The sequence below is a fragment of the Rahnella victoriana genome, assembly GCF_021276285.1.
In the GTDB taxonomy this organism is placed as follows: Bacteria; Pseudomonadota; Gammaproteobacteria; order Enterobacterales; family Enterobacteriaceae; genus Rahnella; species Rahnella victoriana.
Map to the genome: position 1 here is coordinate 175,926 of NZ_CP089919.1, position 25,330 is coordinate 201,255.

Here is a 25,330-nt window from a genome sequence, read left to right on the forward strand (position 1 = left end):
ACTGATTAAACTCTGAGGACACGACCATGCCATCCACCCTGAACGCCACATTGCCTGCAACCAATATGCCTGCCGTTGAACAACAGGCCTTCGCCGAAAAACAGGCTGCCGTTGAAAAACAAGCCGCCGTTGAAAAACAGGAGTACCGCGATGCGATGGCGCGTCTCGGTTCTGCCGTCAACATCATTACCACCGACGGCCCCGGCGGGCGGGCAGGTTTCACCGCGTCAGCCGTGTGCAGCGTCACCGATACGCCGCCGACATTGCTGGTCTGCCTGAACCGTTCCGCCTCGGTGCATCCGGCGTTTACGCAAAATCAGGTGCTGTGCGTGAACACGCTGGCAGATTGCCATGAGTCGCTGTCCAATTTATTTGGCGGCAAAACGCCGATGGAGCAACGCTTCGACGCCGCCGAGTGGGCGCGTCTTGCCACCGGTTCGCCGATCCTCACCGACGCGCTGGTGTCGTTTGACTGCAAGGTCACGCAAATCACCCGCGTCGGCACACACGACATTTTATTTTGTGAAGCCGTTGCATTACGACGCAACGACGACAGCCACGGACTGGTGTATTTCGACCGGCGCTATCACCCGCTGATGCGTCAGATAGCCTGTTAACTCAATCCTCTCAACTTAGTAAGGGTCGTGCATGGCGAATACCTGGTTTCCACAATGGCGTAAAAGAGAAGGCAATCTGGATGGCGCGGTGATCGCGCCGGATGAGCGACTGCCGTTCGGATCGACGGTGATCATGGGGCTGCAACACACGGTGGCGATGTTTGGTGCCACGGTGTTAATGCCTTTGCTGATGGGTTTTGACGCCAACATGGCGATCCTGATGTCGGGCATCGGCACCCTGCTGTTCTTTCTGGTGGTGGGCGGACGTGTGCCCAGTTATCTCGGATCCAGCGCCGCGTTTGTCGGGCTGGTGATCGCAGTGACCGGCTACAGCGGCCACGGCGCGAACCCGAATATCGGCGTGGCGCTGGGCGGCATTATTGCCTGCGGCGTGATTTATACGTTGATCGGTTTTGTGGTGATGGCGGTCGGCACGCGCTGGATTGAGCGCCTGATGCCGCCGGTGGTGACCGGTGCGGTGGTGATGGCGATAGGTCTGAACCTCGCGCCGATTGCCATTAACAGCGTCTCGGCTTCATCGTTTGACAGCTGGATGGCGGTGATGACCGTGCTGTGTATCGGCTCGGTGGCGGTGTTCACCCGCGGTCTGGTGCAGCGTCTGTTGCTGCTGCTCGGGCTGGTGGCGGCATACCTGATTTACATGGTGATCACCAACGGCCTCGGGCTGGGCGCACCGGTGGATTTCAGCGCCGTGGCACAGGCGCCGTGGTTTGGCGTACCGACCATCACCACGCCGGTGTTCAGTTCTCACGCCATGCTGATGATCGCCCCGGTGGCGGTGATTCTGGTGGCGGAAAACCTCGGCCACATTAAAGCGGTGGCGGGCATGACCGGCAAAAACCTCGACCCGTACATGGGTCGCGCGTTTGTCGGCGACGGTCTGGCGACCTTACTGTCCGCCTCGGCAGGCGGGACCGGCGTCACCACCTACGCAGAAAACATCGGCGTGATGGCGGTGACCAAGATTTACTCCACACTGATTTTTGTCGCCGCCGCCCTCGTTGCCATTGTGTTGGGCTTCTCGCCCAAATTTGGTGCACTGATCCACACTATTCCGGGGCCGGTACTCGGTGGCGCATCGATTGTGGTGTTCGGATTGATTGCCGTGGCCGGTGCCCGCATCTGGGTACAAAATCAGGTGGATCTGGGACTTAACGGAAATCTGATCATGGTGGCGGTCACGCTGGTACTGGGCGCAGGCAACTTTACCCTGAGTCTGGGCGGCTTCAGCATGGGCGGCATCGGCACGGCAACCTTTGGCGCGATTTTGCTGAATGCCTTCCTCAGCCGCAGCAAACAGCTTAAAACGCAGCCTGAAATAAAAACTGGCACAGAAGCTGCATTAAAAGATCACTGACGACCTCAGTTTCTCCTTAGCTCATCATTTTTGATGATCGCCAGCGGTTAGCCGGTCCACCCGTCCGGATTAGCCGCTGGTTTTTTTCTTTCTGCCTCCCGCCCGTTTTCCCTAATGCCGTTTCCAGCTAACGATTGCAAAATTCCTTCGTTCACCTGCCCCTTAAATTGGTTTGTTATGGGTTCAGCACTTTGGTTCTAAGAAGCCAGAGTCATCACCTGCCACCATGACCAATAAGAAAAAGGGTTTAACGATGAAGAACATTCGCCGGATTAACGCGGTGACCCGCGCACTGGCTTTAGGGGCACTTCTCACCAGCACGTTTTCTGTTCTCGCCGCTGACGGCACACCGGTACAGGGCGGCACCCTGATTTATCTGGAACAACAGGCGCACACCAACCTGTATCCGCCCGCTGGCGGCTTCTACCCGAACGGCGGCATCCTGAATCAGATCACCGACAAACTGACCTATCAGAATCCGAAGACGCTGGAAATAGAACCCTGGATCGCCGAATCCTGGTCGTTCAATGCCGACAAAACCGAGTACACCTTCAAACTGCGGCCGGGCGTGACCTTCTCTGACGGCACGCCGCTGGATGCCAGCGCGGTGGCCAAAAACTTTGATACTTACGGTCTGGGCAATAAAGCGCATCACCTGCCGGTCTCCGAAGTCATCAACAATTATGACCACAGCGAAGTGGTCGATCCGCTGACCGTGAAGTTCTATTTCAAAAAATCCTCGCCGGGCTTCCTGCAGGGCACCGCGACCATTGGCTCCGGTCTGGTATCGCTGAGCACGCTGGATCGCAACTTTGATGCGCTGGGCGACGCCACGCACATCATCGGTTCCGGCCCGTTCGTGGTCAGCAAAGAAACGCTGGGTCGCGAAGTCGATCTGACCGCGCGTAAGGATTACCACTGGGGGCCGAAAAACCTCAAACAGCAAGGTCGCGCCAATCTTGACGGCATCAAAGTGATCGTCACCGGCGAAGACAGCGTGCGTATCGGCGCGCTGCTGGCGGGTCAGGCAGATTTCATCCGTCAGGTTCAGGCGTATGACGAGAAACAGGCCAAAGACCAGAACTTCCCGATTTATGCCGCGCCGACCAAAGGTGTCAACGACAGCATTTCGTTCCGGCCGGACAACGCGCTGGTATCCGATCTGAAAGTGCGTCAGGCGCTGCTGCACGCCACCAACAGCAAACAGGTGGTCGATACGCTGTTCTCGCCGAACTATCCGCAGGCCACCTCTGTGATTGCCAAAACAGCGGCCGGTTATGTCGATCTGAGCAACAAGCTGACCTACGACCCGACGCTGTCCAAAAAGCTGCTGGATGAAGCGGGCTGGAAACCGGGTCCGAACGGCATCCGCCAGAAAGACGGCAAAACGCTGTCGCTGACCATTTATGAATCCCTGCCACAGCCGCAGAACAAAGAGGTGTTGCAGCTGGTCTCCCAGCAATGGAGTCAGGTCGGCGCAAAGCTGAATATTCTGGCGGGCGATGCGGGCAGCCGCGTGGCGGATAACCTTGATCCCGAGAAAACCCCGGCCAACGTGGTGGAAGTCGGACGCGCCGATCCGGACGTGATCAAAAGCTCCTTCTACCCGACCAACCGCGATGCGCTGCTGCAAAAAGGCGGCCTGAGCAGCAAGGTGAACAACTTCCGCGACGACAAACTTAACGACCTGCTGACCGCCATTTCAGCCGAAGTCGATCCGAAAAAACGTCTGGCACTGACCGGCGACGTGCAGAACTACCTGCTGGATCAGGCGTATGTCATTCCGATTTTCGAAGAGCCGCAGGTGTTTGCCGGTGCGCCGTATTTCAAAGGCGTCAGCTTTGAAGCGGTCGGGCGTCCGAGCTTCTACGGCGCATGGCTGGAAAAGCATTAACAGACGAGGGTAAATCATGAGCCGATACGTGAGCGGTCGATTCGGGCAGGCATTGCTGGTGTTGTGGGCGGCGTTTACCGTCTCCTTCATCCTGTTGCAGGTGCTGCCCGGCGACGCGATCCTGATTAAATTCCAGAACCCGGACATGGGATTAAGCCCGGCGCAAATCGCCGATATGCGTGCCGCCTACGGCGCGGATGTGCCGGTCTGGCAACAATATCTGCATACGCTGGGCAATTTCCTGCGCGGGGATCTGGGCTATTCGATTCAGGCTGGCGTCCCGGTGACTGAATTACTCAGCAGCAACTTCCCGCCGACGTTGCGTCTGGCGCTGACTGGCTTCGCACTGGCCGCCGTGGTGGCCTTTGCACTGGCGTTTCTCTCCAGCCTGCTGCATTTCGGCTGGCTGAAAAATGCCTTACAGGCCGTGCCGTCGCTGTTTATTTCCATCCCAACCTTCTGGCTGGGTATCGCGCTGATTCAGTTTTTCTCATTCCATCTGCGCTGGATACCGGTGATCAATCCGGGTGAATGGGTCGGGCTGATTTTGCCGATTATCACGCTGGCGGTGCCGATTTCCGCGCCGCTGGCGCAGATCCTCATCCGCAGCATTGATCAGGTGCAAACCCAGCCGTTCGTTGCCGTCGCCCGCGCCAAAGGCGCCAGCCGCAGCGGCGTGTTGTGGCGTCATGTGGCGCGCAACGCCCTGCTTCCGGCGCTGACCATTGCCGGTTTGCTGTTTGGCGAACTGATCGCCGGCGCCCTGATCACCGAAACCGTCTTCGGCCTTAACGGACTCGGACAACTCACGCAGCAGGCGGTGAATAATCAGGATGTCGCGGTATTGCAGGCGATTGTGGTGATTTCCGCTGCCGCCTTTGTCGGCATCAATTTGCTGGTCGATTTGCTGTATCCGTTGCTCGATCCGCGCCTCAAGGCCTCTGCGTCTAAAAACTCACGGGGAGCCACCGCATGAGCAGCTTACCGCTTGGCAAAAACACGCTTTCATTACCGCTCACCCAGCGCCGCAGCTGGAAACCCGCCCGCCTGCAACCGGGCTTAATCCTCGCGTGGCTGGTGATGGCGACCGTTATTTTGTGGGCGATTGCCCCCGGCTTATTTACCGGTTACAGCGGCACCGAAGGGATTGCCGGTGCGCAGCGTCTGGCCCCGCAGGCCGGACACTGGCTGGGCACGGATCAGCTTGGCCGCGATGTCTATGCGCGCATTGTCTACGGCGCATCACATTCGCTTTCCGGGGCGCTGGTCGCCGTGGCGCTCGGGCTGGTGTTCGGCACCGCGCTCGGGCTGGCTGCCGGTGCCAGCGGCGGTCTGGTGGACGCCATCGTCATGCGCATCAACGACGTGTTGCTGTCCATTCCCGGTCTGTTGCTGTCGCTGAGTGTGATTATTTTGCTGGGTTTCGGCACGGTTCACGCGGCGATTGCCGTCGGTGTCACGTCGGTTGCCAACTTCGCCCGTCTGGCGCGCGCTGAAGTGGTGCTGGTGCGTCACAGCGATTACGTCGAAGCGGCGTATGGCAGCGGCGGTTCCTTCCTGTCGGTTCTGTGGCGGCACATTTTGCCCAACTCACTCACCACGGTGATCGCCTTCTCGGCCCTGCAGTTCGGCAGCGCGATCCTGGCGATTTCCACCCTGAGTTTTCTCGGTTACGGCACTCCGCCACCGACGCCGGAATGGGGCTTACTGATCGCCGAAGGCCGTAACTACATCTCGACTGCCTGGTGGCTGACCACCTTCCCCGGCGTGGTCGTGGTGTTAGTGGTGCTTTCCGCCAACCGCATCAGCCAGTCATTACGCAGGAGAACGCGATGAACGCACAAACGCATCCGGTACTCGAACTGGACAATCTTTCCATCGCCTACGACGGCAAACCGGTGGTGCATAACGTGTCGTTTACGATTAACGCCGGTGAAGTGCTGGCGCTGGTCGGCGAATCCGGCTCCGGCAAAACCACTACCGCACAGGCGATCATCGGTCTGCTGGAGGAGAACGGCCATATCGAACAGGGTGAAATTCGCCTTAACGGCACCGACATCAGCCAGTGGTCGCAGCGCCGCCTTGATGCCCTGCGCGGCGCACGCATCAGCCTGATACCGCAGGATCCCACCAGTTCGCTGGATCCGGTAAAAACCATCGGCTCGCAGGTTGCGGAAATTCTCGATATCCATCAGCGCCTGCCACGTCAGCAGCGCGACGCCCGCGTGGTGGAACTGCTTTCCCGCGTCGGGCTGTCGCACCCTGAACAGCGGGCGAAACAGTATCCGCACGAACTTTCCGGCGGCATGAAACAGCGCGTACTGATCGCCATTGCGATTGCGCTGCAACCGGCGCTTATCATCGCCGATGAGCCGACCAGCGCGCTGGACGTCACGGTGCAAAAACGCATTCTGGATTTGATCGACGAACTGCGCCGCGAGTCCGGCACCGCCGTATTGCTGGTCACGCATGATCTGGCGATAGCCGCCGAACGTGCCGACCGCTTGCTGGTGTTCCGTCACGGCAAAGTGCAGGAACAGGGCGTGACCGCAGAGGTGCTGAGCGCCCCGAAAAGCGATTACACCCGCCAGCTTTTCGCCGATGTCCCTGCCCTTTCCGGCCGCCACCGCGCGCACCTGCGCACGGCGGAAGATCCGGTGCTGGTGGTGGAAAACATCACCCACGATTTCACCCTCGGCGGCAAAAATCAGGCGGCGTTCCGCGCCGTGGATCACGTCTCTTTCAGCATTCCGCGCGGCACCACGCATTCGCTGGTCGGTGAATCCGGCTCCGGTAAAACCACGCTGGCGCGCATTCTGCTCGGTTTTCAGAAACCGGACAGCGGGCGCGTGCTGATTGACGGCGAAGACATCACGCGCCTGAAAGGCGAAGCCCTGCGTCAGTTGCGCAGGAAAATCCAGCTGGTGTATCAGAATCCGTTCGCCTCGCTGGATCCGTCGCAAACGCTGTTCAACGTGATCGAAGAACCCCTGCTGAATTTCGAAAAAATCCCCGCCGCCGTTCGCCGTGAACGGGTGCTGGATATCGCCCGCCGCGTGGCGCTGCCGGAAGAATTACTCAGCCGCAAACCGCGTGAACTGTCCGGCGGACAGCGCCAGCGGGTGGCGATTGCGCGCGCGTTAATTTTAGAGCCGAAAGTGCTGATCCTCGATGAAGCGACGTCGGCGCTGGATGTCACCGTGCAGGCGCAAATCCTGACGTTGCTGCAACAGTTACAGGATTCACTCGGCCTGACCTATTTGTTTATCTCGCACGATCTGGCGACCGTCCGGCAAATCTCGCACAGCGTCTCGGTGTTGAACCGCGGGCAGCAGGTGGATTCCGGCAACGTGGAAGACGTTTTCGCCCTGCCTTCCAGCGATTACACCCGCCAGCTGATTGACGCCATACCCGGCCGCCATCGCGCCGCCTGAACCGCACACGACATAAAGAGGGACATTATGAGCAGTAAACGTCTTGGATTTTTTACCCGTCTTCTGGACAACACCAGCGCGCAGGAGCGTTACCGGCTGGCGACCGAGCAGATCATTCACGCCGAACAATTGGGATTTGATTCCGCGTGGGTCGCGCAGCACCATTTTCACGAGGCCGAAGGCGGCCTGCCTGCGCCGCTGGTTTTCCTCGCGCAGGTGGCAGCGCATACCCGCTTTATCCGTCTCGGCACCGGCGTGATCACCCTGCCGATGGAGAATGCGTTGCGCGTTGCCGAAGACACCGCCGTGCTGGATTTACTCTCCGGCGGACGGCTTGAAATCGGTTTAGGTTCGGGCGGCACGCCGACGTCATTCCCGCCGTTCGGGCTGGAAAGTCAGGATCGCGGCACGGCGTTTGGCAACAACCTGCAAACCCTGCTCACCGCCTGGCGCGGCGAACCGCTGGCGGGCACCGATAACCGCTTATATCCCGCAGCACCGCAGCTGGCGAACCGCGTCTGGCAGGCGACGTTCTCGGTGGACGGCGGCGCACGTGCCGGTAAATCCGGCGACGGCCTGATGCTTTCGCGCACCCAGCCGCGCCCGCAAGATGCGCCAGATTTGCGTCTCGATGAACTGCAAAACCCGATTATCGATGCCTATCTGGATGCACTGCCGGAAGGCGTGACGCCGCGCATCATGGGATCGCGTACCGCATTCGTCACTGAAAACGGCGATGAAGCCCGTGAACTGGCGCAAAAAGGTTTACGCCGTCAGGCCGAAAACCACCGAGCCAGCGGGCAGATTGTGCAGGGCGATACGCTGGACGATTACATCCGCGCTTTCGACGTACATCTCGGCACGGCGGCACAGGTCACCGCGACATTGCAGGCCGATACTGCGCTGGCACGTGTCACCGATCTGGCGTTTCAGGTGCATTCCATCGATCCGCCGCACCCTTACATTTTACGTTCCATCGAACTGATTGCCCGTCACGTTGCGCCCGCGCTCGGCTGGGTTCGCCGCACGCCGCAGCGCCGTGTTTCCACCTCTTCCGCCGATCCCTCATTTTCAAGAGAAACCCTATGACGACTTATCAGACCGACCTGCTGGAAAAACTGGCTGACATCGCCCCCGGCTCAGCCCTCAAACAGGCACGCGACACCCGAGACGCCGCCACCCGTCACGCGCAGGGCAGCTACGACGCGCTGTTTACTGAACAGGATGGCGTGGATTTTTCGCTGGCTGAACGCCTGCGTTTAGCGCAAAACGTCGCGCGCTGGCACGGCGATTCGCAACTGACTCAGCACTATTCCGAGCGTTTGCAGGATTTGCCGGATATCGACGAAACTGCCCGCCTCGACGCCGCGCTGACGCACGGTGAACGCCTGAGTTTCAAACCGGCCAGCGCCACGCCCGCGCATTTGCAGGCACTGAAAAAAGCCGGCTGGTCGGCGGATGCGATTGTCACGCTGTCGCAACTGATCGCGTTCGTCAGCTTCCAGAGCCGCGTGTTGCGCAGCTACCGGCTGATCGGCGGCAAACCGGTGGAAAACGGCAGCAATAAACCGGTCGGCGCAGCGTTCTGGCGGACTGAACCCAATACCCACAGCGGACGCGACGCACCGCAGGCGTTTACCCAGGAAGAACTCGGCTGGGAACCGTGGATCCCGGCGAAAAAACTCGAAGAGTTTGATGATACGCAGCAGGCGATTCTGGCGAAATTCGGCCATACGGATTCCGACTACTTCCGCCTGTTAGGCCGCAATCTGCCGGTGCTCGAACAACGCACGCTGACCGACAAAGGGATTTTCTACACTTCCGGCGGGCTGCCGCGCAAAGAGCGCGAACTGGCCGCCACGGTCGCCAGCAAAATCAACGGCTGTATTTATTGCGCCTCGGTGCATTCGCGCAAAGCCAGCCAACTTTCCAAACAGACGCAAGACGTCCAGCGCCTGATCGACACCCCGCCGGGCGGCATTCTCAGCAAAGAACAATCTCCCCGCTGGCAGGCCGAAATTGATTTCGCCGCCGCGCTTTCCGCCACGCCTCCGGTCGCGACGGAGCAACACATTGCGGCGCTGCGTGAACAGGGTCTGGACGAACTGGAGATTGTCGATCTGGCGCAGTCTGCGGCGTTCTTCGCCTGGGCAAACCGTCTGATGTTAACGCTGGGAGAACCGTTTAATGACTGACATCATCCGACCGCAACTCGATCATGCGGTCATCAACGTCGCCGAACAGCTGGATCTGGCCGGGCAGCAGTTCCGCCGTCTGGGATTTCATCTCACGCCGCGCGGCCATCACTCGCTGGGATCCAGTAACCATCTGGCGATTTTCGGCGAAAACTATCTCGAACTGCTCGGCTATGAGCCGGGCAACGCCCACACCCGTACCGACCTGTGGCAGGCACCGCTGGGTCTGTCCGGTCTGGTGTGGAAAACGCAGGATGCGTCAGCGGTGTATGACCATCTGCAACAGCAAAACATTGCCGGTTCCGCACCGGCGGAGTTCTTTCGCCCGGTGGAACTGAACGATGGCACCTCGCCGAATGCGCGTTTTCGCACCGTACCGCTGGCCGCCAGCCGCGTGCCAAATGGCCGCAGTTTCTTTTGCCAGCATCTGACGCCGGAACTGGTATGGCGCAATGAATGGCAAAACCACCCGAACGGCGTGGCCGATATCACCGGATTTGTGATTTCTGCGGCACATCCGCAGGAGGCCGCAAAAGTGTACGGCGAATTGTTTGGCGCGCATGTCTTGCAGACCCAATCACAGGAAGTGACCCTGCGCGCAGGCCGCGCCACCGTCCGTTTTATCACACCCTCACAGGCCGCCCCGGAGTTCGGCATTGTGCCTGAAGGCGAAAACGGCAGCGCCCGGATGATCGGTCTGGAATTTGCCACACGATCGCTGGATGCGGTGCGCAATAGTCTGCGGGTGGGTGAAATCGCGTTTGAAGATAACGCCTCGCAGATCACCGTGCGCGCAGCGGATGCCTCAGGCGTGGCGATTAAATTCCGGGAAGAGTGATCTGTGTTGAGCCTCCCCTTCACAGGGGAGGAGTTATTGATTTAGCTCTGTCACTCCTTTCTCATTTACCAAGCCTTGATGCACAACAAAGCGCCGTACCCGTTCCCCTCTCTATAATCAGGCCCGTTTGTCTTCCCACTGGTAAATCACATGGCGTATGAACTCAATCTGGACTGGCCGGAATTTTTAGAGAAATACTGGCAAAAACAACCTGTTGTTATCAAAAAAGCGTTTTCCAATTTTGTCGATCCTATTTCGCCTGATGAGTTAGCAGGCCTTGCGATGGAACCTGAAGTGGACAGCCGTCTGGTGAGCCACAAAAACGGGGAATGGCAGGCAAGCAACGGGCCTTTTGAACATTTTGACGGGCTGGGTGAAACCGGCTGGTCGTTGCTGGCGCAGGCCGTGAATCACTGGCATCTGCCCGCCGCTGAACTGGTGAAACCTTTCCGCGTATTGCCGGACTGGCGTTTAGATGATCTGATGATTTCGTATTCCGTGCCGGGCGGCGGTGTCGGCCCGCATATCGACCAGTATGACGTGTTTATCATTCAGGGGATGGGCAGCCGTCGCTGGCGTGTGGGCGATGCTTTGCCGATGCGTCAGTTCTGTCCGCATCCGGCTTTACTGCATGTCGATCCCTTCACGCCAATCATTGATGAAGATCTTGAGCCGGGTGACATTCTGTATATTCCACCGGGCTTCCCGCATGACGGCTTTACCCATGAAACCGCCCTCAACTATTCCGTCGGTTTCCGTGGCCCTAACAGCCGTGATTTCATCAGCAGTTTTGCTGACTATGCGCTGGAAAACGATCTGGGCGGCAATCATTACAGCGACCCGGATTTAACCCTTCGCGACCACGTCGGCAAAGTGGAAGAGTATGAACTGGAACGTGTGCGCCAGATGATGGTTGAGATGATCAGCCAGCCGGAAGATTTCAAACAGTGGTTCGGTCGTTTCGCCACCACGCCGCGCCATGAACTGGATATCGCGCCCGTTGAACCGGCCTATGAAGCACATGAAATTGTCGATGCCCTGATGCAGGGCGATACCCTGATCCGTCTGAGCGGTCTGCGTGTGCTGAACGTCGGTGACCGTTTCTTCGTGAACAGCGAAGCACTGGAAACCACCCAACATGCCGCCGCCGATGCACTTTGCCGTTACATAAGCATCAGCAAGAAAGAGCTGGGTGCCGCGTTGCAGGATCCTGAATTTGTCGCCGTGTTAACGGATTTAGTGAACCAGGGTTACTGGTATTTCGACGAGTAATCCTTCGAAAATCAAATGACAAAAGGCGGCTTCCCTGCGGAGGCCGCCTTTTTATTTATCTTATTTACGGACGGTACAGTTCGACCGGCGGCTTCATTTTCCGCTCTTCCGGCACGAACAAATCAATCTCTTCACCCAGAATATATTTGGCGCGCAGCATCGATGAGATTTTATCCATGGTCATCACGATAGCCACCAGAATCAGCGTGATAAACATCACCACATCCCAGTTCCACAGACGCATGTTTTCCGCGTACACCAGACCGATGCCCCCCGCGCCAACAAAGCCAAGCACGGCGGCGGAACGGGTATTGGATTCAATCTGATACAACGAAAGTGCCAGAAATGTCGGGAAGGATTGAGTGAAAATCCCGAAACGGTGCGTCTGTAACGGGGAAGCGCCGAGCGCCCGCAAACCGCGGCTTGGTGAGCGTTCCACCGCTTCATGCCCTTCAGCATAAAGTTTACCGAGCAGCCCCAGATCCTGCATGACAATCGCCAGCACACCGGCCAGCGGTCCCATGCCGACAGCACGCACGAAAATCAGCCCCCAGATTGCCATATCCAGCCCGCGCAGCACGTCAAGAATGCGGCGGATAACCATTGAGACCGGCCTGAGTACTGGCGTCGACATCACATTTCGCGCCGCCAGGAAGGAAAGCGGTAACGCAAGAAAAGACGCGGTGATGGTACCGGCGAACACAATTGCCAGCGTGATGGCAATTTGCGAGAAGTAATACGTGAACGGCCATTCGGAAACGTTGTGCCAGACAAACATCCGCAGGAAATAACGTCCGACTTCCCGGGTGCCGCGTACCACTTCACTCCACGGAATGCCGAAATAACTGAAGAAATAGACGTAATACAGCGTAATCGCCACAGCCAGTATCGCGAGATAGCGCAGATAGCGGCGTTGCGCGGCAAACAAATGCCCGTGCTGCTGCTTCAGGCCGCTGACCACATGAGGTTCGAGCGCATCAGTTAACATCAGAAAGTGCCCTCTACAACGCGTTTACGCAATTTGCCGGAAAGATAATCCATCGCCGAGACCACCAGAATAATCAGCAGCAAGGTCATGCTGACCTGGTCATAGCGATCCAGTTTGATCGAGGTCATCAGCTCCTGCCCGATACCGCCCGCGCCGACCAGTCCGAGAATGGTTGACTGGCGGAAGTTGATTTCCAGACGCATAAAGCTGTAGGACAAGAAGATCGGTTTGACCTGAGGCCACATGGCGAAGCGCATACGTTGCAGACGCCCGGCGCCGCAGGCCCGCAGACCGCGCACCGGTTTATCCGATGCGGTTTCGATGGATTCATAGAACAGTTTTGTCAGGCTGCCGACAGTGTGTAAGGTCAGTGCGATAAAGCCGGGGATAGCGCCGACGCCAAAAGCCATCACACACATCACCGCCCAGGCCAGTTCCGGCATGGTACGCAGGAAAGCCACAAAAGTCCGGATACTGAATTTTACCCATTTCGGTGAATCCGTATTGCCCGCCGCAAGAAAAGCCAGCACCACGGCCAGCGCCGTCGATAAGATGGTCGAAGATAATGCCAGCTGAATAGTTTCCCAAATCAGCGGCAACTGTATATTGAGACGATATCCCCAATATGCCAGTGACCCTTCTGTATGTCCGTCAGCAAATAATAATGACCAGTGCAATACCGGCACCGTCTGGCCGATATAATCAAAAAAACTCGGTGCGGAAACAAAAATCGTTTTTAAATTAAGCTCGGAAACATTGCCTGACCACAGATATAACAACAGCATCAGCCCTGACCAGATCAGCGCCTCCCGCTTTTGTTTACCGCGTATCTGCTGGTAATAACGATTGAAGTCTTTGTTCAAAATAATATTTCCGATTTGCAGGAGATAATCATTATTCCTCCCCCTGCGAAGGGGGAGGCCAGGAGGGGGTATTAAAAACAACAATAACGGTAAACGCTTTCGCTTTCTGAGTTGCCATTAATACCCCACCCCAACCCTCCCCTTCGCAGGGGAGGGAGCTACGGGTTAGCGACTGCCTTTGGTCAGCTCACGCTTCATATCAATAATCTGCTGATATTCAGCCAGTGACGTTTCGCCGATATGTTGTTTACCGCCAACGGCTTTTACGAAGCAGGCGTGGTCATCTTTATCCAGTTTCTTAATGGCCGAAACCAGCTTGGCTTTAAATGCCGGTGGCAAATCGCTGCGCACTAAAATCGGGCCGTTAGGGATTAACGGAGATTCCCAGATGATACGAATTTTCTTCATCAGATCCGGCTGGTCCATGCGGATCATACGGTTGAATGCGCCGGAGGTATAACCGGTTTCGCGGTCGCCGATCATCGAGGCCCAGGTCACTGCGCCTTCAAACTGGCCGTTCAGCACACCCAAAATATCCTGCTCGTGACCGCCGGAGAAGGTGACGCTGGAGAAGAAGTTGTTGTATTTGTTATCCGTGGTACCGCCAAACTCTTTTTTGAAGGTCTGGTTCGGGATCAGGTAGCCGGAGGTGGAATCCGGGTCGGCAAAACCGAATGATTTCCCTTTCAGGTCTGACAATTTCTGGTACGGGCTGTCGGCTTTTACCACCACCACCGAATGATAGCCACGGGATTTGTCGGTATCGTCAATCACAATACCCACCAGATCCACGGCTTTCGGATTATTAATATAGACTGAGGCGAAAGATGACGGTGACATGCTCAATACCATATCGACTTTCTTGCCTAATAAACCCTGAATAACCCCTGAATAGTCAGAAGAATTACGCAGTTTGGTATCGACGTTTAATTCTTTATCGAAGAAATCTTTTACACACTGATTATCACCGATTTGCTGGGTGGCATTCTGCCCGCCCAAAATACCTAAATTTAATTCTTTAGGGGCATCTTCTGCCATGCTGTGCATCGCGGTAAAAGAACCTGCTACGAAAACTGCCAGACGTAATAACTTCTTCATGTAATGATGACCTTGTGTAGATTGAGAGAAAGTAGAAATAAGCACTGCAAAAATAATTAACGTTATTGTTTAACTGTTTATTGCTTCGTGTTCTTCACCATATAACTGATGCAAAATGCCCTCGGTTAACTGCTCCGGATGACCGTCAAAAATAATCTGCCCTTTGGCAATGCCGATCACCCTCGTGCAGTAATCTTTTACCAGTTCCACCGAGTGCAGATTGACCATCACGGCAATATTCTCTTCACTGACTTTTTTCAGTGCATTCATGATGCGCAGGGTATTTTTCGGATCCAGCGACGCAACCGGTTCATCAGCCAGCAAAATTTTCGGGTTTTGCATCAGTGCGCGACAAATCGCCACGCGTTGCATCTGTCCGCCGGACAGGTTTTCAGCACGCTGCAAGGCATGCGGCAGCATATGTAACCATTCGAGCAGAGAGATGGCGCGGGCGCGGTCTTCATCGTCGAACTGGTTAAAGAAAGATTTGAACGTGGAAGTATGGCTGAGGCGGCCGAGCAGCACATTAGTCAGCACATCCAGACGCGGCACCAGACAAAAATCCTGAAAAATCATGCCACAACCGGAACGCCAGCGACGCAGCGCTTTGCCCGTCAGGCCAGCCAGTTGCTGCTGTTCACCGTTTTCGTAATGACACACCACGCTGCCATCCGTTAACGGAATGGTGCCATTAAGCACATGCAGCAGCGTCGATTTACCGGCACCGGAACGACCAATCACCGCCACGAACTCGCCAGCGTGGAGGTCGAAGTTGATGTCATCCAGAACGCGCTGACCCGATTTATAGGATTTCACCAGGCCTTTCACGTCCAGCACTTTGTTCAGATGTTGTGGCCCGGTCTGAGGATATTCAGCCTGTGCCAGCTTAAGTTGAGCTTGCGCCATGATGCTGTCTCTCGGTTGCTTTCATTATCTGGCGTTCATTAAGCGCGAGTTTTATGACACATCAATGACGATTTAATGGACAGCGCATGACAAAAATGCAACAGATTAAGTGAAATTACCTAACGGATATCCCGAATGGCGTTTAACTTAATACCTGTCATTTAAGTCTATGATCAGAAGGCATCACATCAAAAAAGGAAGATGAAATGGATAATCAGTCACTCATCACCACGCTGAAAGAGATCGCCGGCAGCCGCCACGTATTAACCGGCGACAGCAACACCGAACGCTACCGTAAAGGATTCCGCTCCGGTGGCGGCAAGGCGCTGGCCGTGGTCTTTCCGCAGACCTTGTTGCAGCAATGGCAGTTGCTCAAAGTCTGCATCGCCGCCGACAAGATTGTCATTATGCAGGCGGCCAATACCGGCCTGACGGAAGGCTCAACGCCCAGCGGTGACGACTATGATCGCGACATTGTCATTTTCAGTACGCTGAAGCTGGACAAGATCCAACTGCTCGACGGCGGCCATCAGGTGATCGGTTTCCCCGGCAGCACGCTCTATAAGCTGGAAAAAATCCTCAAGCCTTATAACCGCGAACCCCACTCAGTGATTGGCTCGTCGTGCATTGGCGCGTCGGTGGTCGGCGGGATTTGCAATAACTCCGGCGGCTCGCTGGTGAAGCGCGGTCCGGCATATACCGAAATGGCGCTGTATGCACAAATTGATGCGCAGGGCGAACTGCGGCTGATTAACCATCTGGGGATAAATCTTGGTGAAACGCCGGAAGAAATCCTGACGCGTCTGGAAAAAGGCGATTATCTGGAAACCGATATCCAGCATGACCAGCGTCTGGCGTCGGATCATGATTATGCCTCTCGCGTTCGTGAAGTGGATGCTGATACGCCTTCACGTTTTAATGCCGATGAACGACGCTTATTTGAAGCCTCGGGCTGCGCGGGCAAGCTGGCGGTTTTCGCTGTGCGTCTGGATACTTTTCCGGCAGAAACCCAGCAGCAGGTTTTTTATATCGGCACCAACGATACCGCCGTGCTGACCGAATTGCGCCGTCAGATCCTCCGTGATTTTGCGAATCTGCCGGTGGCCGGTGAATATATGCATCGCGATATTTTCGATATCACCGAAGTCTACGGCAAAGACACGTTCCTGATGATCGACAAACTTGGCACCGACAAAATGCCGGATATGTTTACCGCCAAAGGCAAGTTCGATGCGCACGCCAGTAAAGTCCCTTTCCTGCCGAAAAACTTCAGCGACCGTGTGATGCAGTGTCTGAGCAAAGCGCTGCCCAATCATCTTCCGCCACGGATGAAACAGTATCGTGACAAATTCGAACACCATTTACTGCTGAAAATGTCCGGCCCCGGCATTGATGAGGCCCGCACCTTTTTGACGCGATTTTTCAGCGACGGTCAGGGCGATTTCTTTATCTGTTCCGCCGACGAAGGTAAGAAAGCCTTCCTGCACCGTTTCGCCGCAGCAGGTGCCGCCGTGCGGTATCACGCGGTACATGAGAAAGAAGTGGAAGATATTCTGGCGCTGGACATCGCATTGCGTCGCAATGACCGGGACTGGTTTGAAACTTTACCGGAAGATATCGACAATCAGCTGGTGGCAAAACTGTATTACGGCCATTTCATGTGCCACGTTTTCCATCAGGATTACATTGTCAAAAAAGGGGCAAACAGCAAGGCACTAAAACACCGGATGTTAGAACTTCTCGATGCCAAAGGGGCGGAATACCCGGCCGAGCATAACGTCGGGCATTTGTATCTGGCAAAACCGCATCTGAAAGAATTTTACCGGCAGGCTGACCCGACCAACAGCTTCAATCCGGGGATCGGGAAAACCAGTAAGTTGAAAAACTGGCAGGAATAATGTCCTTCAAAAGAGGAATGGCGTAGTCGGCGCAGGCAGTTTGTTCCCGGACAGCGCGGAGGACCCGGAGCGTACATAAAGTACGTGAGGAGTCCGAGCACTGCCCGGGGGCAAAATGGCAAGTAAGATAGCCATTACGTTAAAATAACTGTGTTCCGTAACCCCACATGATCACCGTCAGAGCCAGAAGTAGCTCTAAGACCAGAACGCCCATTGCCAGTGTGGAACTGGAGAACAGGAACCCTTCGCGACGGTCGATATTGAGGAAATTCGGAATGCCGAGATACAACAGATATCCGCTGTAACACAGACCGATCAGCCCGACGAACAGGCATAACCAGACCATCGGATAAAGCGCAACGATCCCGCTGAGGAACATCGGTGTGGCAACATAACCGGCAAACACAATACAGCTGTTGAGTGTCGGACGGCTGTCATAACGACGTGCCATCGAGTAGATAATCCGCCCCATCAGTGCCACGGCGACGAGCATCAGAACATAGAAAATAACAGCGATATAGGATGCGGTGAACATGGAAACCATTAGCTTCTCGCCGTCACCGAAATTCCAGCCAAGTTGTGTCGTACCGATAAAGGAACAGACAACCGGAATAAGCGCCATTAAAAGAACATGGTGGGAATACATATGTGAAACGGTTTCCCGTTCACGCTGGATTTGCAGCAGTTCGGAATCCGGATGGGATATCAGTCCCCAAACATGATTTGCCATGATACACCCCCTTGTACGCCGAAAGCCGCCAGCGGCGTGCAGTGATAAACCTTCGGGGATGCCCGTCAGATCAGGGCACAAGGAAGGTGGCGACCTGTTTATATTATAGTCGTTTTTGATTATTTTGCTGTTGCGGGCCGCTCATCGAAATCAGCGACAGCCCGCAACAGGACGCCCTTAGTGGATAAAGCGGGCCGCCGTAAACGTCACGCCTACCAAGACCAGCATCATGCTGATAATCCAGCGGGTCTGCTGGATCATGAGGTTATAAAACATCGCCTGCATGGCGCTTAGTGAGGCTTCAATCTTCACAAAGCGTGCATCCACTTGTTCAAACCGTTTATCGATTTGTTCAAACCTTGTATCAACTTGTTCAAAACGCTTATCGACTTGTTCGAACCGTTTATCGACTTGTTCGAACCGTTTATCGACTTGTTCAAACTGTTTATCGATATGCTTCAGTCGTTCGTCAATCCTGAGCAGATGCCCGTCAATGCGGCAGATGTTCTGTTCGGTTTTGCCGACCCGCACTCCGATATCGGTCACCGCATCAGTGAGTGTCACCATCTGATATTCCAGTTTGCCGACACGGAGATTGGTATCCGTGGCCACTTCTGTCAGGTGAGTGATCTGCTGCTCCACCTTCCCGACCCGCAGACTCAGCCCGGCAATTTCCTCGCCATTTTTGATCCCCTGTTTTTCAATATTGTTGATCTGATTTTGCATGTGTTTTTCCATTTGCGGTTTTCCTTTGTATTCTTCCGGCCAGACTGACGCGCCCGGAAAATAGAGCATCGGATTGACGGGTGAGATGTCCAGTGTGCGGAGCTGAAACATGGTTGTTGTCCCTCACGTGAGCTTTCCCTGTTTAGAAATCCTTAATTCGCAGGCATTTTGCACTGGATAAATAACCACCTCAAATCAATTTCCTTCTCGATAAACACGCGATCATTTATGTATCTATACATGCCATCGTTGCATTGTTTGGATGAATAAATACCAATGAAAAGAGCCTCTTACGAGGCTCTTTAACAGTTTAACTTTAGTGCCTGACGGTAGTGTCAGGGATTGTGCAACGCAGCTGCACCCCCCTGTCCGTGACGTGCTTTCGCGACTTCCTGTTTGCTGACCGCCGGCGCCTGATTTCCCCAGGCGTTACGGATGTAGGTACTCACATCGGCCATCTGCTGATCGGTCAGCTTCCAGCCAAATTCCGGCATATCGGCGCTGGTCGGATTGCTGGCCGTTGCCGCCCCCTGCGCACCGTTCATCAGCACATGCAGAATGTTGGTCGGCTGTGTAGCCTGAACACCGTTATTACCTTTCAGCGCAGGCACCATGTTGCGCACCCCTTCCCCGGAATTCTGATGACAGGCCGCGCAGTTATCGGCATACAGTGCCTTGCCGTTCGCCATGGCGGACGTAGCCGCTAAAGGCGCGGAACCGTCTTTACTGCCCGGCAAACTTTTCAGGTACACCGCAATGGCGTGCAGGTCAGCATCTGACAGGTGTTGCAGCGAGTTGGTGACGGCTTCCGCCATCGGACCTGCGGCCACGGTACGTGAATTCGCTCCGGTTTTCAGGTACTGAACTACCTCGTCATTACGCCAGTCGCCGATGCCCTGACGGCGGTTCCCGGTGATTTCCGGAGCGTACCAGCCCTGCAACTCTCCGCCCTGCAAATGCACGCCAAAGTTATCGCCGCCCAGCGGGTTTTTCGCCGTATGGCAGGAGGTACAGTGCCCCAGACCTTCCACCAGATAAGCCCCGCGGTTCCATTCAGCTGACTGCGACGGATCCGCTTTAAACGGTGCCGTATCCAGGAACAACAAATTCCAGCCAAACATCATCAGACGGATGTTATACGGGAACGGCAGGTCAGTTTTCGGGCCGTCGTAATGCACGGCAGGCACGGTATTCAGGTAGGCTTTAATGTCTTTCAGATCCTGATCGCTGACCTTCGCGTAGACGTTATAAGGCATCGCCGGATACAGATTCTCGCCGTTGATCCCTTTGCCGTTACGCACCGCATTAATGAACTGCTGATCGGTCCAGCCACCGATACCGGTTTGTTTATCCGGCGTAATGTTAGTGGCGTAGATCGTGCCGAACGGTGTGTTCAGCCCGTAGCCACCGGCAAAAGGTTTACCGCCGCCCGGCGCCGTGTGACAGGCTACGCAGTCTCCCGCCAGCGCCAGATATTTGCCGCGTTCGATGGCGGTTTTGCCGGTCATCGCTGCTGAAGGCGGTGCCTGAAACTCGCCCGACTGGCTGGCGTTGTGCCAGGTTTTAAAACCAACAAAGCCCAGGCCGCCAATGACAACCACGCCCGCGATAATTGCTAATGTCTTTTTCACGCTCATGCTCAGGCCCTCACCAGCGGACCAGGCGCTTTAAGATATTGGGTTTTGATGGCTTCGGCTGCCCATAAGGTCAGCGCACCCACGGTCCCGGTCGGGTTATATCCGCCGTTGTTGGCAAAAGCGGAAGCCCCGCACACAAAGACGTTATGGACATCCCAGCTTTGCAGATAACGGTTTACCGCACTGGTTTTCGGATCGTCACCCATACAGGCACCGCCGGTGGTGTGCGAGGAAAGGTTATCCATGGGTGAGAACGGCTTGGTGGTCGGTTCCTGCCGCACAACGGTTTTTGCCCCCATAGCGTGCGCGATTTCAACCGAGCGGTCGGCCATAAATTTCGCTGACCGTTTATCGTTTTCGATCCAGTCGAACGTGACACGCAGCAGCGGCTGGCCGTGGCGGTCTTTATATTCAGGATCGAGATCGAGGAACACATCGCGGTGCGGGTAGCTGTTACCCATGCAGTAGATGTTGTTGTAGTTCTGATAGCTGTGTTTGACCGCTTTTTTCCAGTCTGCGCCCCAGCGCGGCGTACCCGGCGGAACGTTATTGGAATAGCCAATCGGACGGCCATTGGTGGAGTGCACCAGCGCCACACCGCCGCCGATGAAATCGTGATCGGTATGATCGAAGTTGTCGCCGTTGAAATCGTCAATGGCCTGCGACAGCGCACCGGCGCCGATAAACGGATTCATCATTTCATCTTCAAAGAAGAAGCCTGCACCGGACACGGTCTGATAAGCATAGTTACGGCCCACCACACCTTCGCCGGTTTTATGATCGTACGGTTTGCCGATTCCGGAAAGCAGCATCAGACGCACGTTATCCATCTGGTAGGCAGAAATCACCACGATATCTGCCGGTTGCTCCCACACCACACCGTCACTGCCGATAAAAGTCACGCCGGTGGCGGTTTTGCCGTCGGCGGCTTTATTCACACGCAAGACTTCCGATTCGGTGATCACCGTGAAATTCGGGCGCTGCATTACCGCAGGCAGGATACAGGCATTCGGACTGCTTTTTGACCAGTTGCCGCAGCCAAAGAATTCGCAATATCCGCAGTAAGTGCAAGGCGCCATATTGATGCCGAGCGGATTGGTATAGGCGTCTGACGTGTTGCCAGCGGGTACGGCAAACGGGTGATAGCCCATTTCGCGGGTGGCTTTATCGAAAATCATCGACAACTGAGTGCGCTTGAGTGGTGGCAACGGATAATCGCGGCTGCGCGGCCCTTCGAAGACGTTTCCGCCTTCGATTTTTTCGCCTTTGATGTTGCCCGCTTTCCCGGAAGTCCCGGCGTAGCGTTCGAATTTATCGTAGAAAGGTTCGACGTCAGCAAAGGTAACGCCCCAGTCCTGAACCTGCATACCGTCGAGGAATTTATTCTTACCGTAACGCTCAACCGTCTGGCTGTAACTCTGAAAATCGTATGGCAGGAAGCGCCAGGTCATGCCATTCCAGTGGGTACCCGCCCCGCCGACATTCATGCCAAACTGATAGGTGTTAAATTCACGCAGCGGCAACGCCTGCTGGATCGGGTTGTTACGGAATGTCAGGGTTTCCACCGCCGTCGGCTGCATGATGGCGCGGCGGCTGACGAAACGCAGTTCGTCGGTATCGATGGTGGTCGGGAAATCATTACTGGTGTCGCGCCATGAACCGCGCTCAATCGCCACCACATTCAGTCCGGCCAGCGTCAGTTCATTCGCCATCAGCGAACCGGCCCATCCGAGGCCGACGATGACCGCATCGACCTTCTCACGTTGATTACTCATACGACATGTACTCCTGCAAAAATCAATTCAATCAATGACCGTTCGTGGGCGGTTTTATGATTTTTCGTATCGGGTCAGCATGCTGACGGGTTCGATATGTAAGTCTTCCCCACGGCGGTCGATGACATCACGGAAGTCATAACGCGCGCCGGGGAACCCGAGCATTTTCCAGCCCGCCATATCTTTGTTGCCGCCGTAGAGCGGATCGGAGAAGAACCCTTCGCGCATGTTCTGCACCAGCATGTTGAAGAACAGCGGGCCGTTGACACCTGCCAGCGGGATTTCGCCGGATTCCACGCGGCGCAGTAAATCGTCCTGCTGTTCGCCGGTGAGTTCAGTGAAGTTTTTCCCGCCATTGCGGGCTTTCGCCACCGTATTCAGCGCGGCCAGCCCCAGCCTGTAACGTTCGGCGGGCGTATCTTTGTATTGCGGCCCTGCCTGCGGTAAGCCATCCTGAATCACCGGCCCGAGGCGGTAAGTGGTCACGGCCTTGCCGTAATCGCCGCTCAGCTGGCGATCCAGAAACACCGCGCAGCCTGCTTCTTTACCGCCGATGCTCAGTTCGTCTGGCGGAATAATGCGGTCGGCCAGTGTTTCGACCAGACTGACTTCTTCGGGAGTGAAAAATGTCCACTCGCCCGCTACCACTGGCTCCGGCGGACGAACCGAATGGATAATCCACGGCATACCGCCCGAGAAAATTTTGGCTTTAACCTTCAGCGCGGTGCTGAATAACAGCACCGCCATCGAGGTCAGAAAATGTCTGCGTTTCACGTAATTTCTCCTGCTCACGCGCCCTGATAGGAATGTACCCACAACAGCAATGGGCTTTCATTTTGTGACGGAGATTATACGAAGATGTTAGGTGAAAGTAAGATATTTTGAACCAACTGGTTCATACTTTAGTTATTTTAAATCAACAGGTTATTTATTTTGAATTGAGTGAGTACACTAACTAACACATTTTTACAGGCGAAAACGCCCTCCCGGCGGTTAAAAAATCGTCAATTTTGAGGCAAACATTCTGCAGGAGAGATTCATGCGCATTACGTGTTTACATACGGCGGACAGCAATATTGCGGTATTTGAAACCACCGCGCAGGCTCTCGGGCTGGGTCAGCATCAGTTTCTGCACATTTCCCGCCCTGACTTGCTGGCCGCTGCCGAACAGGCAGGCGGCCTGACCGATGAAATCCGTCAGCAAACGGCGGATGTCTTGCTGGCCCTGAGTGAAAATGCTGACCGCGTGTTACTCACCTGCTCGACGCTGGGGCCTGCGGCCACGCTTGCCAGCGAAAGTGCCGCTGTGCCGGTTTTACGGGTCGATCAGGCGCTGGCAGAACAGGCCATGAAAACACCCGGTCAGGTGGTGGCGCTCTGCGCGGTAGAAACCACGCTGGAGCCAACACGTCAGTTATTTATGCTGGTGGAAAACCACCCGCTGGCACAACTTGAAATGCGGCTTGTGCCCGGCGCATGGGAAAAGTTTAAACAGGGGGATCTGGCGGGGTATTTGCAGACCATCGCGGCGGCGGCTGACGCGGAATACAGGAAAGGAGCGGCCTGCGTGGTGCTGGCGCAGGCATCGATGACCGGTGCGGCGCAGCTGACCCAAACGGGCACGCCGCTCACCAGTCCAGCCTGCGGTTTACGCGCGGCGCTGGCCTGAGTACGGTAGTCAGCAAGCAAAAAGGCAGGCAGAGACTATACTGATAAGGAATATCATTGGCTTAGCCGGATCGCCGATGACGACTGAAGAGTGTGTTAAGGAGATAACATGAAAATTATTCTGTGGATCATCGCCATCATCTTTATCGTCGGCTTACTGACCCTCACAGGGGTATTTAAACTGATTTTCTGATCATCCGCTCATTCCCTGCAAACAAAAAGTCCGGCACATGGCCGGACTTTTTCATTTTCATTAATAGCCTAAATAATTCGAGTCGCAGAAAGGCGGCAAGTAAAGAAGTCCCGATGAGCTGACATCAAGTCAGTGATTCGGGCGCCTGAGCGCAGCCAACGCATCTGCGGCTTGAAGTATGACGGGTATTTTAGTCGTCGGCTTCTTCGACGGATGGCTGCGTCTTCTGCTGCTCTTTCTGTTTGCGGTAGTTCTTAGCAATCTGCGGGACAGGCACGGTTTTGCCGGTTTCCATCCAGGTGCGCAGACGGTTGGCGTCCGCGAAAGCCGTGAATTTCCCGAAGGCATCCATGACGACCAGCGTCACCGGTTTGCCATTAATGGTGGTGCGCATGGCCAGGCAATGACCGGCTTCGTCGGTATAGCCGGTTTTCGTCAGCTGGATATTCCAGGACGGATTCATGATCAGATGATTGGTATTGCGGAATGGCAGCGCATACGCCGGATGGCTGAAGACGGCCGTTTTCTCTGCGGTGGTGCTCAGCTGGCCGATCAGCGGATAACGCTGTGAAGCCAGCAGCAGCCGCGTTAAATCGCGCGCGGTGGAGACGTTGCGTGGCGACAAACCGGTCGGTTCAACGTAATGCGTGTGAGTCATACCCAGCGATTTGGCTTTTGCATTCATCGCATTGATGAATGCGGTATAACCGCCCGGATAATGCGCGGCGAGGCTGGCTGCCGCACGGTTTTCCGAGGACATCAGTGCTAGCTGGATCATCTGGCGGCGGGTGATTTCACTGTTGAGTTTCACACGGGAGAACACACCGCGCATCTCAGGGGTATTGCTGATATCGACGTTGATGACTTCATCAAGGGGCAGATTCGCATCCAGCGTCACCATCGCGGTCATCAGTTTGGTCAGGGAGGCAATCGGCCTCACCTCATCCGGGTTACGGGAATAAATCACTTCGTGGCTTTTCAGATCCACCACCATGGCGCTGCCGGAAGCAATTTGAACAATCGGGGCGACGGCCTGCTCGTGCTTTGCAGCGATCGCAGCAGGTGCAGACAACATGCCTGTATTTAAGGCTAATAAGCTCAGAACCAGAAGACGGATTTTCACATGCATTGCTCTGTATTTAGAAAGTTGTCATAAAGTTATGTCGAAACAGCGGGCTGAATTATAAGTGAGGCGAATAGTCTTAGCACCCGCAATTTTC

At 55.5% G+C, this 25,330-nt stretch carries 23 protein-coding genes; 13 read left to right on the forward strand and 10 right to left on the reverse strand.

The window, feature by feature from the left end:
* Positions 1 to 26 precede the first annotated feature (26 nt).
* The 10 genes from rutF (at position 27) to J9880_RS00995 (ending at position 11,628) form a co-directional block, all read left to right on the forward strand.
* Entirely contained in the window at positions 27 to 617 is a 591-nt protein-coding gene (rutF, locus tag J9880_RS00950) for an NADH-dependent FMN reductase RutF (RefSeq protein ID WP_165772318.1), read from the forward strand.
* Between the two features lie 31 nt (positions 618 to 648).
* On the forward strand, positions 649 to 1,995 hold the full coding sequence (rutG, locus tag J9880_RS00955) for a pyrimidine utilization transport protein G (RefSeq protein ID WP_095921286.1): 1,347 nt from the start codon (positions 649 to 651) through the stop codon (positions 1,993 to 1,995).
* 253 nt (positions 1,996 to 2,248) lie between these two features.
* Positions 2,249 to 3,889, forward strand: a complete 1,641-nt coding sequence (locus J9880_RS00960; protein WP_232769966.1) for a TIGR04028 family ABC transporter substrate-binding protein — start codon at positions 2,249 to 2,251, stop codon at positions 3,887 to 3,889.
* 16 nt (positions 3,890 to 3,905) lie between these two features.
* Complete coding sequence (locus J9880_RS00965; RefSeq protein ID WP_095921284.1) at positions 3,906 to 4,865, forward strand: ABC transporter permease; 960 nt, start codon at positions 3,906 to 3,908, stop codon at positions 4,863 to 4,865.
* Entirely contained in the window at positions 4,862 to 5,725 is an 864-nt protein-coding gene (locus J9880_RS00970) for an ABC transporter permease (RefSeq protein ID WP_119826529.1), read from the forward strand. The genes J9880_RS00965 and J9880_RS00970 overlap by 4 nt, the downstream gene beginning before the upstream one ends.
* Entirely contained in the window at positions 5,722 to 7,323 is a 1,602-nt protein-coding gene (locus tag J9880_RS00975) for a dipeptide ABC transporter ATP-binding protein (RefSeq protein ID WP_232769967.1), read from the forward strand. Before J9880_RS00970 ends, J9880_RS00975 begins: the two co-directional genes overlap by 4 nt.
* Positions 7,324 to 7,350: 27 nt before the next feature.
* Positions 7,351 to 8,412: a putative FMN-dependent luciferase-like monooxygenase gene (locus J9880_RS00980; RefSeq protein WP_232769968.1), complete on the forward strand. Its 1,062-nt coding sequence runs from the start codon at positions 7,351 to 7,353 to the stop codon at positions 8,410 to 8,412.
* Complete coding sequence (locus J9880_RS00985; protein ID WP_232769969.1) at positions 8,409 to 9,518, forward strand: alkylhydroperoxidase domain protein; 1,110 nt, start codon at positions 8,409 to 8,411, stop codon at positions 9,516 to 9,518. Before J9880_RS00980 ends, J9880_RS00985 begins: the two co-directional genes overlap by 4 nt.
* Positions 9,511 to 10,356, forward strand: a complete 846-nt coding sequence (locus J9880_RS00990) for a VOC family protein (protein WP_232769970.1) — start codon at positions 9,511 to 9,513, stop codon at positions 10,354 to 10,356. The genes J9880_RS00985 and J9880_RS00990 overlap by 8 nt, the downstream gene beginning before the upstream one ends.
* A 150-nt stretch (positions 10,357 to 10,506) precedes the next feature.
* Positions 10,507 to 11,628, forward strand: coding sequence for a ribosomal protein uL16 3-hydroxylase (locus J9880_RS00995; protein WP_095921278.1), 1,122 nt, complete (start codon positions 10,507 to 10,509; stop codon positions 11,626 to 11,628).
* Between the two features lie 64 nt (positions 11,629 to 11,692).
* Here J9880_RS00995 and phnE (J9880_RS01000) read toward each other — a convergent pair whose 3' ends face one another.
* From phnE (J9880_RS01000) to phnC, 4 genes are all read right to left on the reverse strand, one after another.
* Positions 11,693 to 12,616 carry a phosphonate ABC transporter, permease protein PhnE gene (gene phnE / locus J9880_RS01000; protein WP_232769971.1) on the reverse strand — a complete coding sequence of 308 codons (924 nt, stop codon included), beginning with the start codon at positions 12,614 to 12,616 and terminating at the stop codon, positions 11,693 to 11,695.
* Positions 12,616 to 13,479: a phosphonate ABC transporter, permease protein PhnE gene (phnE, locus tag J9880_RS01005; RefSeq protein WP_195816855.1), complete on the reverse strand. Its 864-nt coding sequence runs from the start codon at positions 13,477 to 13,479 to the stop codon at positions 12,616 to 12,618. The genes phnE (J9880_RS01000) and phnE (J9880_RS01005) overlap by 1 nt, the downstream gene beginning before the upstream one ends.
* A gap of 165 nt (positions 13,480 to 13,644) precedes the next feature.
* Positions 13,645 to 14,526, reverse strand: a complete 882-nt coding sequence (gene phnD / locus J9880_RS01010) for a phosphonate ABC transporter substrate-binding protein (protein ID WP_408637241.1) — start codon at positions 14,524 to 14,526, stop codon at positions 13,645 to 13,647.
* 120 nt (positions 14,527 to 14,646) lie between these two features.
* Positions 14,647 to 15,483, reverse strand: coding sequence for a phosphonate ABC transporter ATP-binding protein (gene phnC / locus J9880_RS01015; protein ID WP_095921275.1), 837 nt, complete (start codon positions 15,481 to 15,483; stop codon positions 14,647 to 14,649).
* 206 nt (positions 15,484 to 15,689) lie between these two features.
* Between phnC and dld the strand changes: the two genes are divergently transcribed.
* The gene (gene dld, locus J9880_RS01020; RefSeq protein ID WP_095921274.1) at positions 15,690 to 17,381 is read left to right on the forward strand and encodes a D-lactate dehydrogenase; all 1,692 of its coding nucleotides are present in this window, start codon (positions 15,690 to 15,692) and stop codon (positions 17,379 to 17,381) included.
* 139 nt (positions 17,382 to 17,520) lie between these two features.
* Here dld and J9880_RS01025 read toward each other — a convergent pair whose 3' ends face one another.
* The 5 genes from J9880_RS01025 to J9880_RS01045 form a co-directional block, all read right to left on the reverse strand.
* Positions 17,521 to 18,111 carry a Yip1 family protein gene (locus tag J9880_RS01025; RefSeq protein WP_232769973.1) on the reverse strand — a complete coding sequence of 197 codons (591 nt, stop codon included), beginning with the start codon at positions 18,109 to 18,111 and terminating at the stop codon, positions 17,521 to 17,523.
* Positions 18,112 to 18,288: 177 nt separating this feature from the next.
* Complete coding sequence (locus J9880_RS01030) at positions 18,289 to 18,948, reverse strand: hypothetical protein (protein WP_232769974.1); 660 nt, start codon at positions 18,946 to 18,948, stop codon at positions 18,289 to 18,291.
* Between the two features lie 224 nt (positions 18,949 to 19,172).
* Positions 19,173 to 20,474, reverse strand: coding sequence for a c-type cytochrome (locus J9880_RS01035; protein WP_232769975.1), 1,302 nt, complete (start codon positions 20,472 to 20,474; stop codon positions 19,173 to 19,175).
* A gap of 2 nt (positions 20,475 to 20,476) precedes the next feature.
* On the reverse strand, positions 20,477 to 22,249 hold the full coding sequence (locus tag J9880_RS01040) for a GMC family oxidoreductase (protein WP_119826548.1): 1,773 nt from the start codon (positions 22,247 to 22,249) through the stop codon (positions 20,477 to 20,479).
* Positions 22,250 to 22,303: 54 nt separating this feature from the next.
* A complete protein-coding gene (locus J9880_RS01045; RefSeq protein ID WP_232769976.1) occupies positions 22,304 to 23,023 on the reverse strand; it encodes a gluconate 2-dehydrogenase subunit 3 family protein in 720 nt (239 codons plus the stop codon).
* Positions 23,024 to 23,288: 265 nt separating this feature from the next.
* On the opposite strand from J9880_RS01045, the gene J9880_RS01050 reads away from it, so the two are divergent.
* Together J9880_RS01050 and J9880_RS25235 are read left to right on the forward strand one after the other, a co-directional pair.
* The gene (locus J9880_RS01050; protein WP_131692606.1) at positions 23,289 to 23,918 is read left to right on the forward strand and encodes an aspartate/glutamate racemase family protein; all 630 of its coding nucleotides are present in this window, start codon (positions 23,289 to 23,291) and stop codon (positions 23,916 to 23,918) included.
* A 108-nt stretch (positions 23,919 to 24,026) separates the two neighbouring features.
* Complete coding sequence (locus tag J9880_RS25235) at positions 24,027 to 24,110, forward strand: small membrane protein YohP (RefSeq protein WP_019105993.1); 84 nt, start codon at positions 24,027 to 24,029, stop codon at positions 24,108 to 24,110.
* Between the two features lie 190 nt (positions 24,111 to 24,300).
* Here the strand turns inward: J9880_RS25235 and pbpG are convergent, their stop codons facing one another.
* Positions 24,301 to 25,239, reverse strand: a complete 939-nt coding sequence (gene pbpG, locus J9880_RS01055; protein ID WP_165497927.1) for a D-alanyl-D-alanine endopeptidase — start codon at positions 25,237 to 25,239, stop codon at positions 24,301 to 24,303.
* Between the last annotated feature and the right edge of the window lie 91 nt (positions 25,240 to 25,330).

What these genes read in the sequence shown, in the direction of transcription:
- dld (WP_095921274.1), top strand. Translation starts at nt 15,690, where the DNA reads ATGGATAATCAGTCACTCATCACCACGCTGAAAGAGATCGCCGGCAGC.
- J9880_RS00985 (WP_232769969.1), top strand. Translation starts at nt 8,409, where the DNA reads ATGACGACTTATCAGACCGACCTGCTGGAAAAACTGGCTGACATCGCC.
- J9880_RS00990 (WP_232769970.1), top strand. Translation starts at nt 9,511, where the DNA reads ATGACTGACATCATCCGACCGCAACTCGATCATGCGGTCATCAACGTC.
- J9880_RS01035 (WP_232769975.1), bottom strand. Translation starts at nt 20,474, where the DNA reads ATGAGCGTGAAAAAGACATTAGCAATTATCGCGGGCGTGGTTGTCATT.
- rutF (WP_165772318.1), top strand. Translation starts at nt 27, where the DNA reads ATGCCATCCACCCTGAACGCCACATTGCCTGCAACCAATATGCCTGCC.
- J9880_RS00975 (WP_232769967.1), top strand. Translation starts at nt 5,722, where the DNA reads ATGAACGCACAAACGCATCCGGTACTCGAACTGGACAATCTTTCCATC.
- J9880_RS25235 (WP_019105993.1), top strand. Translation starts at nt 24,027, where the DNA reads ATGAAAATTATTCTGTGGATCATCGCCATCATCTTTATCGTCGGCTTA.
- J9880_RS00965 (WP_095921284.1), top strand. Translation starts at nt 3,906, where the DNA reads ATGAGCCGATACGTGAGCGGTCGATTCGGGCAGGCATTGCTGGTGTTG.
- J9880_RS01040 (WP_119826548.1), bottom strand. Translation starts at nt 22,249, where the DNA reads ATGAGTAATCAACGTGAGAAGGTCGATGCGGTCATCGTCGGCCTCGGA.
- J9880_RS01030 (WP_232769974.1), bottom strand. Translation starts at nt 18,948, where the DNA reads ATGTTTCAGCTCCGCACACTGGACATCTCACCCGTCAATCCGATGCTC.
- phnC (WP_095921275.1), bottom strand. Translation starts at nt 15,483, where the DNA reads ATGGCGCAAGCTCAACTTAAGCTGGCACAGGCTGAATATCCTCAGACC.
- phnD (WP_408637241.1), bottom strand. Translation starts at nt 14,526, where the DNA reads ATGCACAGCATGGCAGAAGATGCCCCTAAAGAATTAAATTTAGGTATT.
- pbpG (WP_165497927.1), bottom strand. Translation starts at nt 25,239, where the DNA reads ATGCATGTGAAAATCCGTCTTCTGGTTCTGAGCTTATTAGCCTTAAAT.
- J9880_RS00995 (WP_095921278.1), top strand. Translation starts at nt 10,507, where the DNA reads ATGGCGTATGAACTCAATCTGGACTGGCCGGAATTTTTAGAGAAATAC.
- rutG (WP_095921286.1), top strand. Translation starts at nt 649, where the DNA reads ATGGCGAATACCTGGTTTCCACAATGGCGTAAAAGAGAAGGCAATCTG.
- J9880_RS01025 (WP_232769973.1), bottom strand. Translation starts at nt 18,111, where the DNA reads ATGGCAAATCATGTTTGGGGACTGATATCCCATCCGGATTCCGAACTG.
- J9880_RS00980 (WP_232769968.1), top strand. Translation starts at nt 7,351, where the DNA reads ATGAGCAGTAAACGTCTTGGATTTTTTACCCGTCTTCTGGACAACACC.
- J9880_RS00960 (WP_232769966.1), top strand. Translation starts at nt 2,249, where the DNA reads ATGAAGAACATTCGCCGGATTAACGCGGTGACCCGCGCACTGGCTTTA.
- J9880_RS01050 (WP_131692606.1), top strand. Translation starts at nt 23,289, where the DNA reads ATGCGCATTACGTGTTTACATACGGCGGACAGCAATATTGCGGTATTT.
- phnE (WP_232769971.1), bottom strand. Translation starts at nt 12,616, where the DNA reads ATGTTAACTGATGCGCTCGAACCTCATGTGGTCAGCGGCCTGAAGCAG.
- J9880_RS00970 (WP_119826529.1), top strand. Translation starts at nt 4,862, where the DNA reads ATGAGCAGCTTACCGCTTGGCAAAAACACGCTTTCATTACCGCTCACC.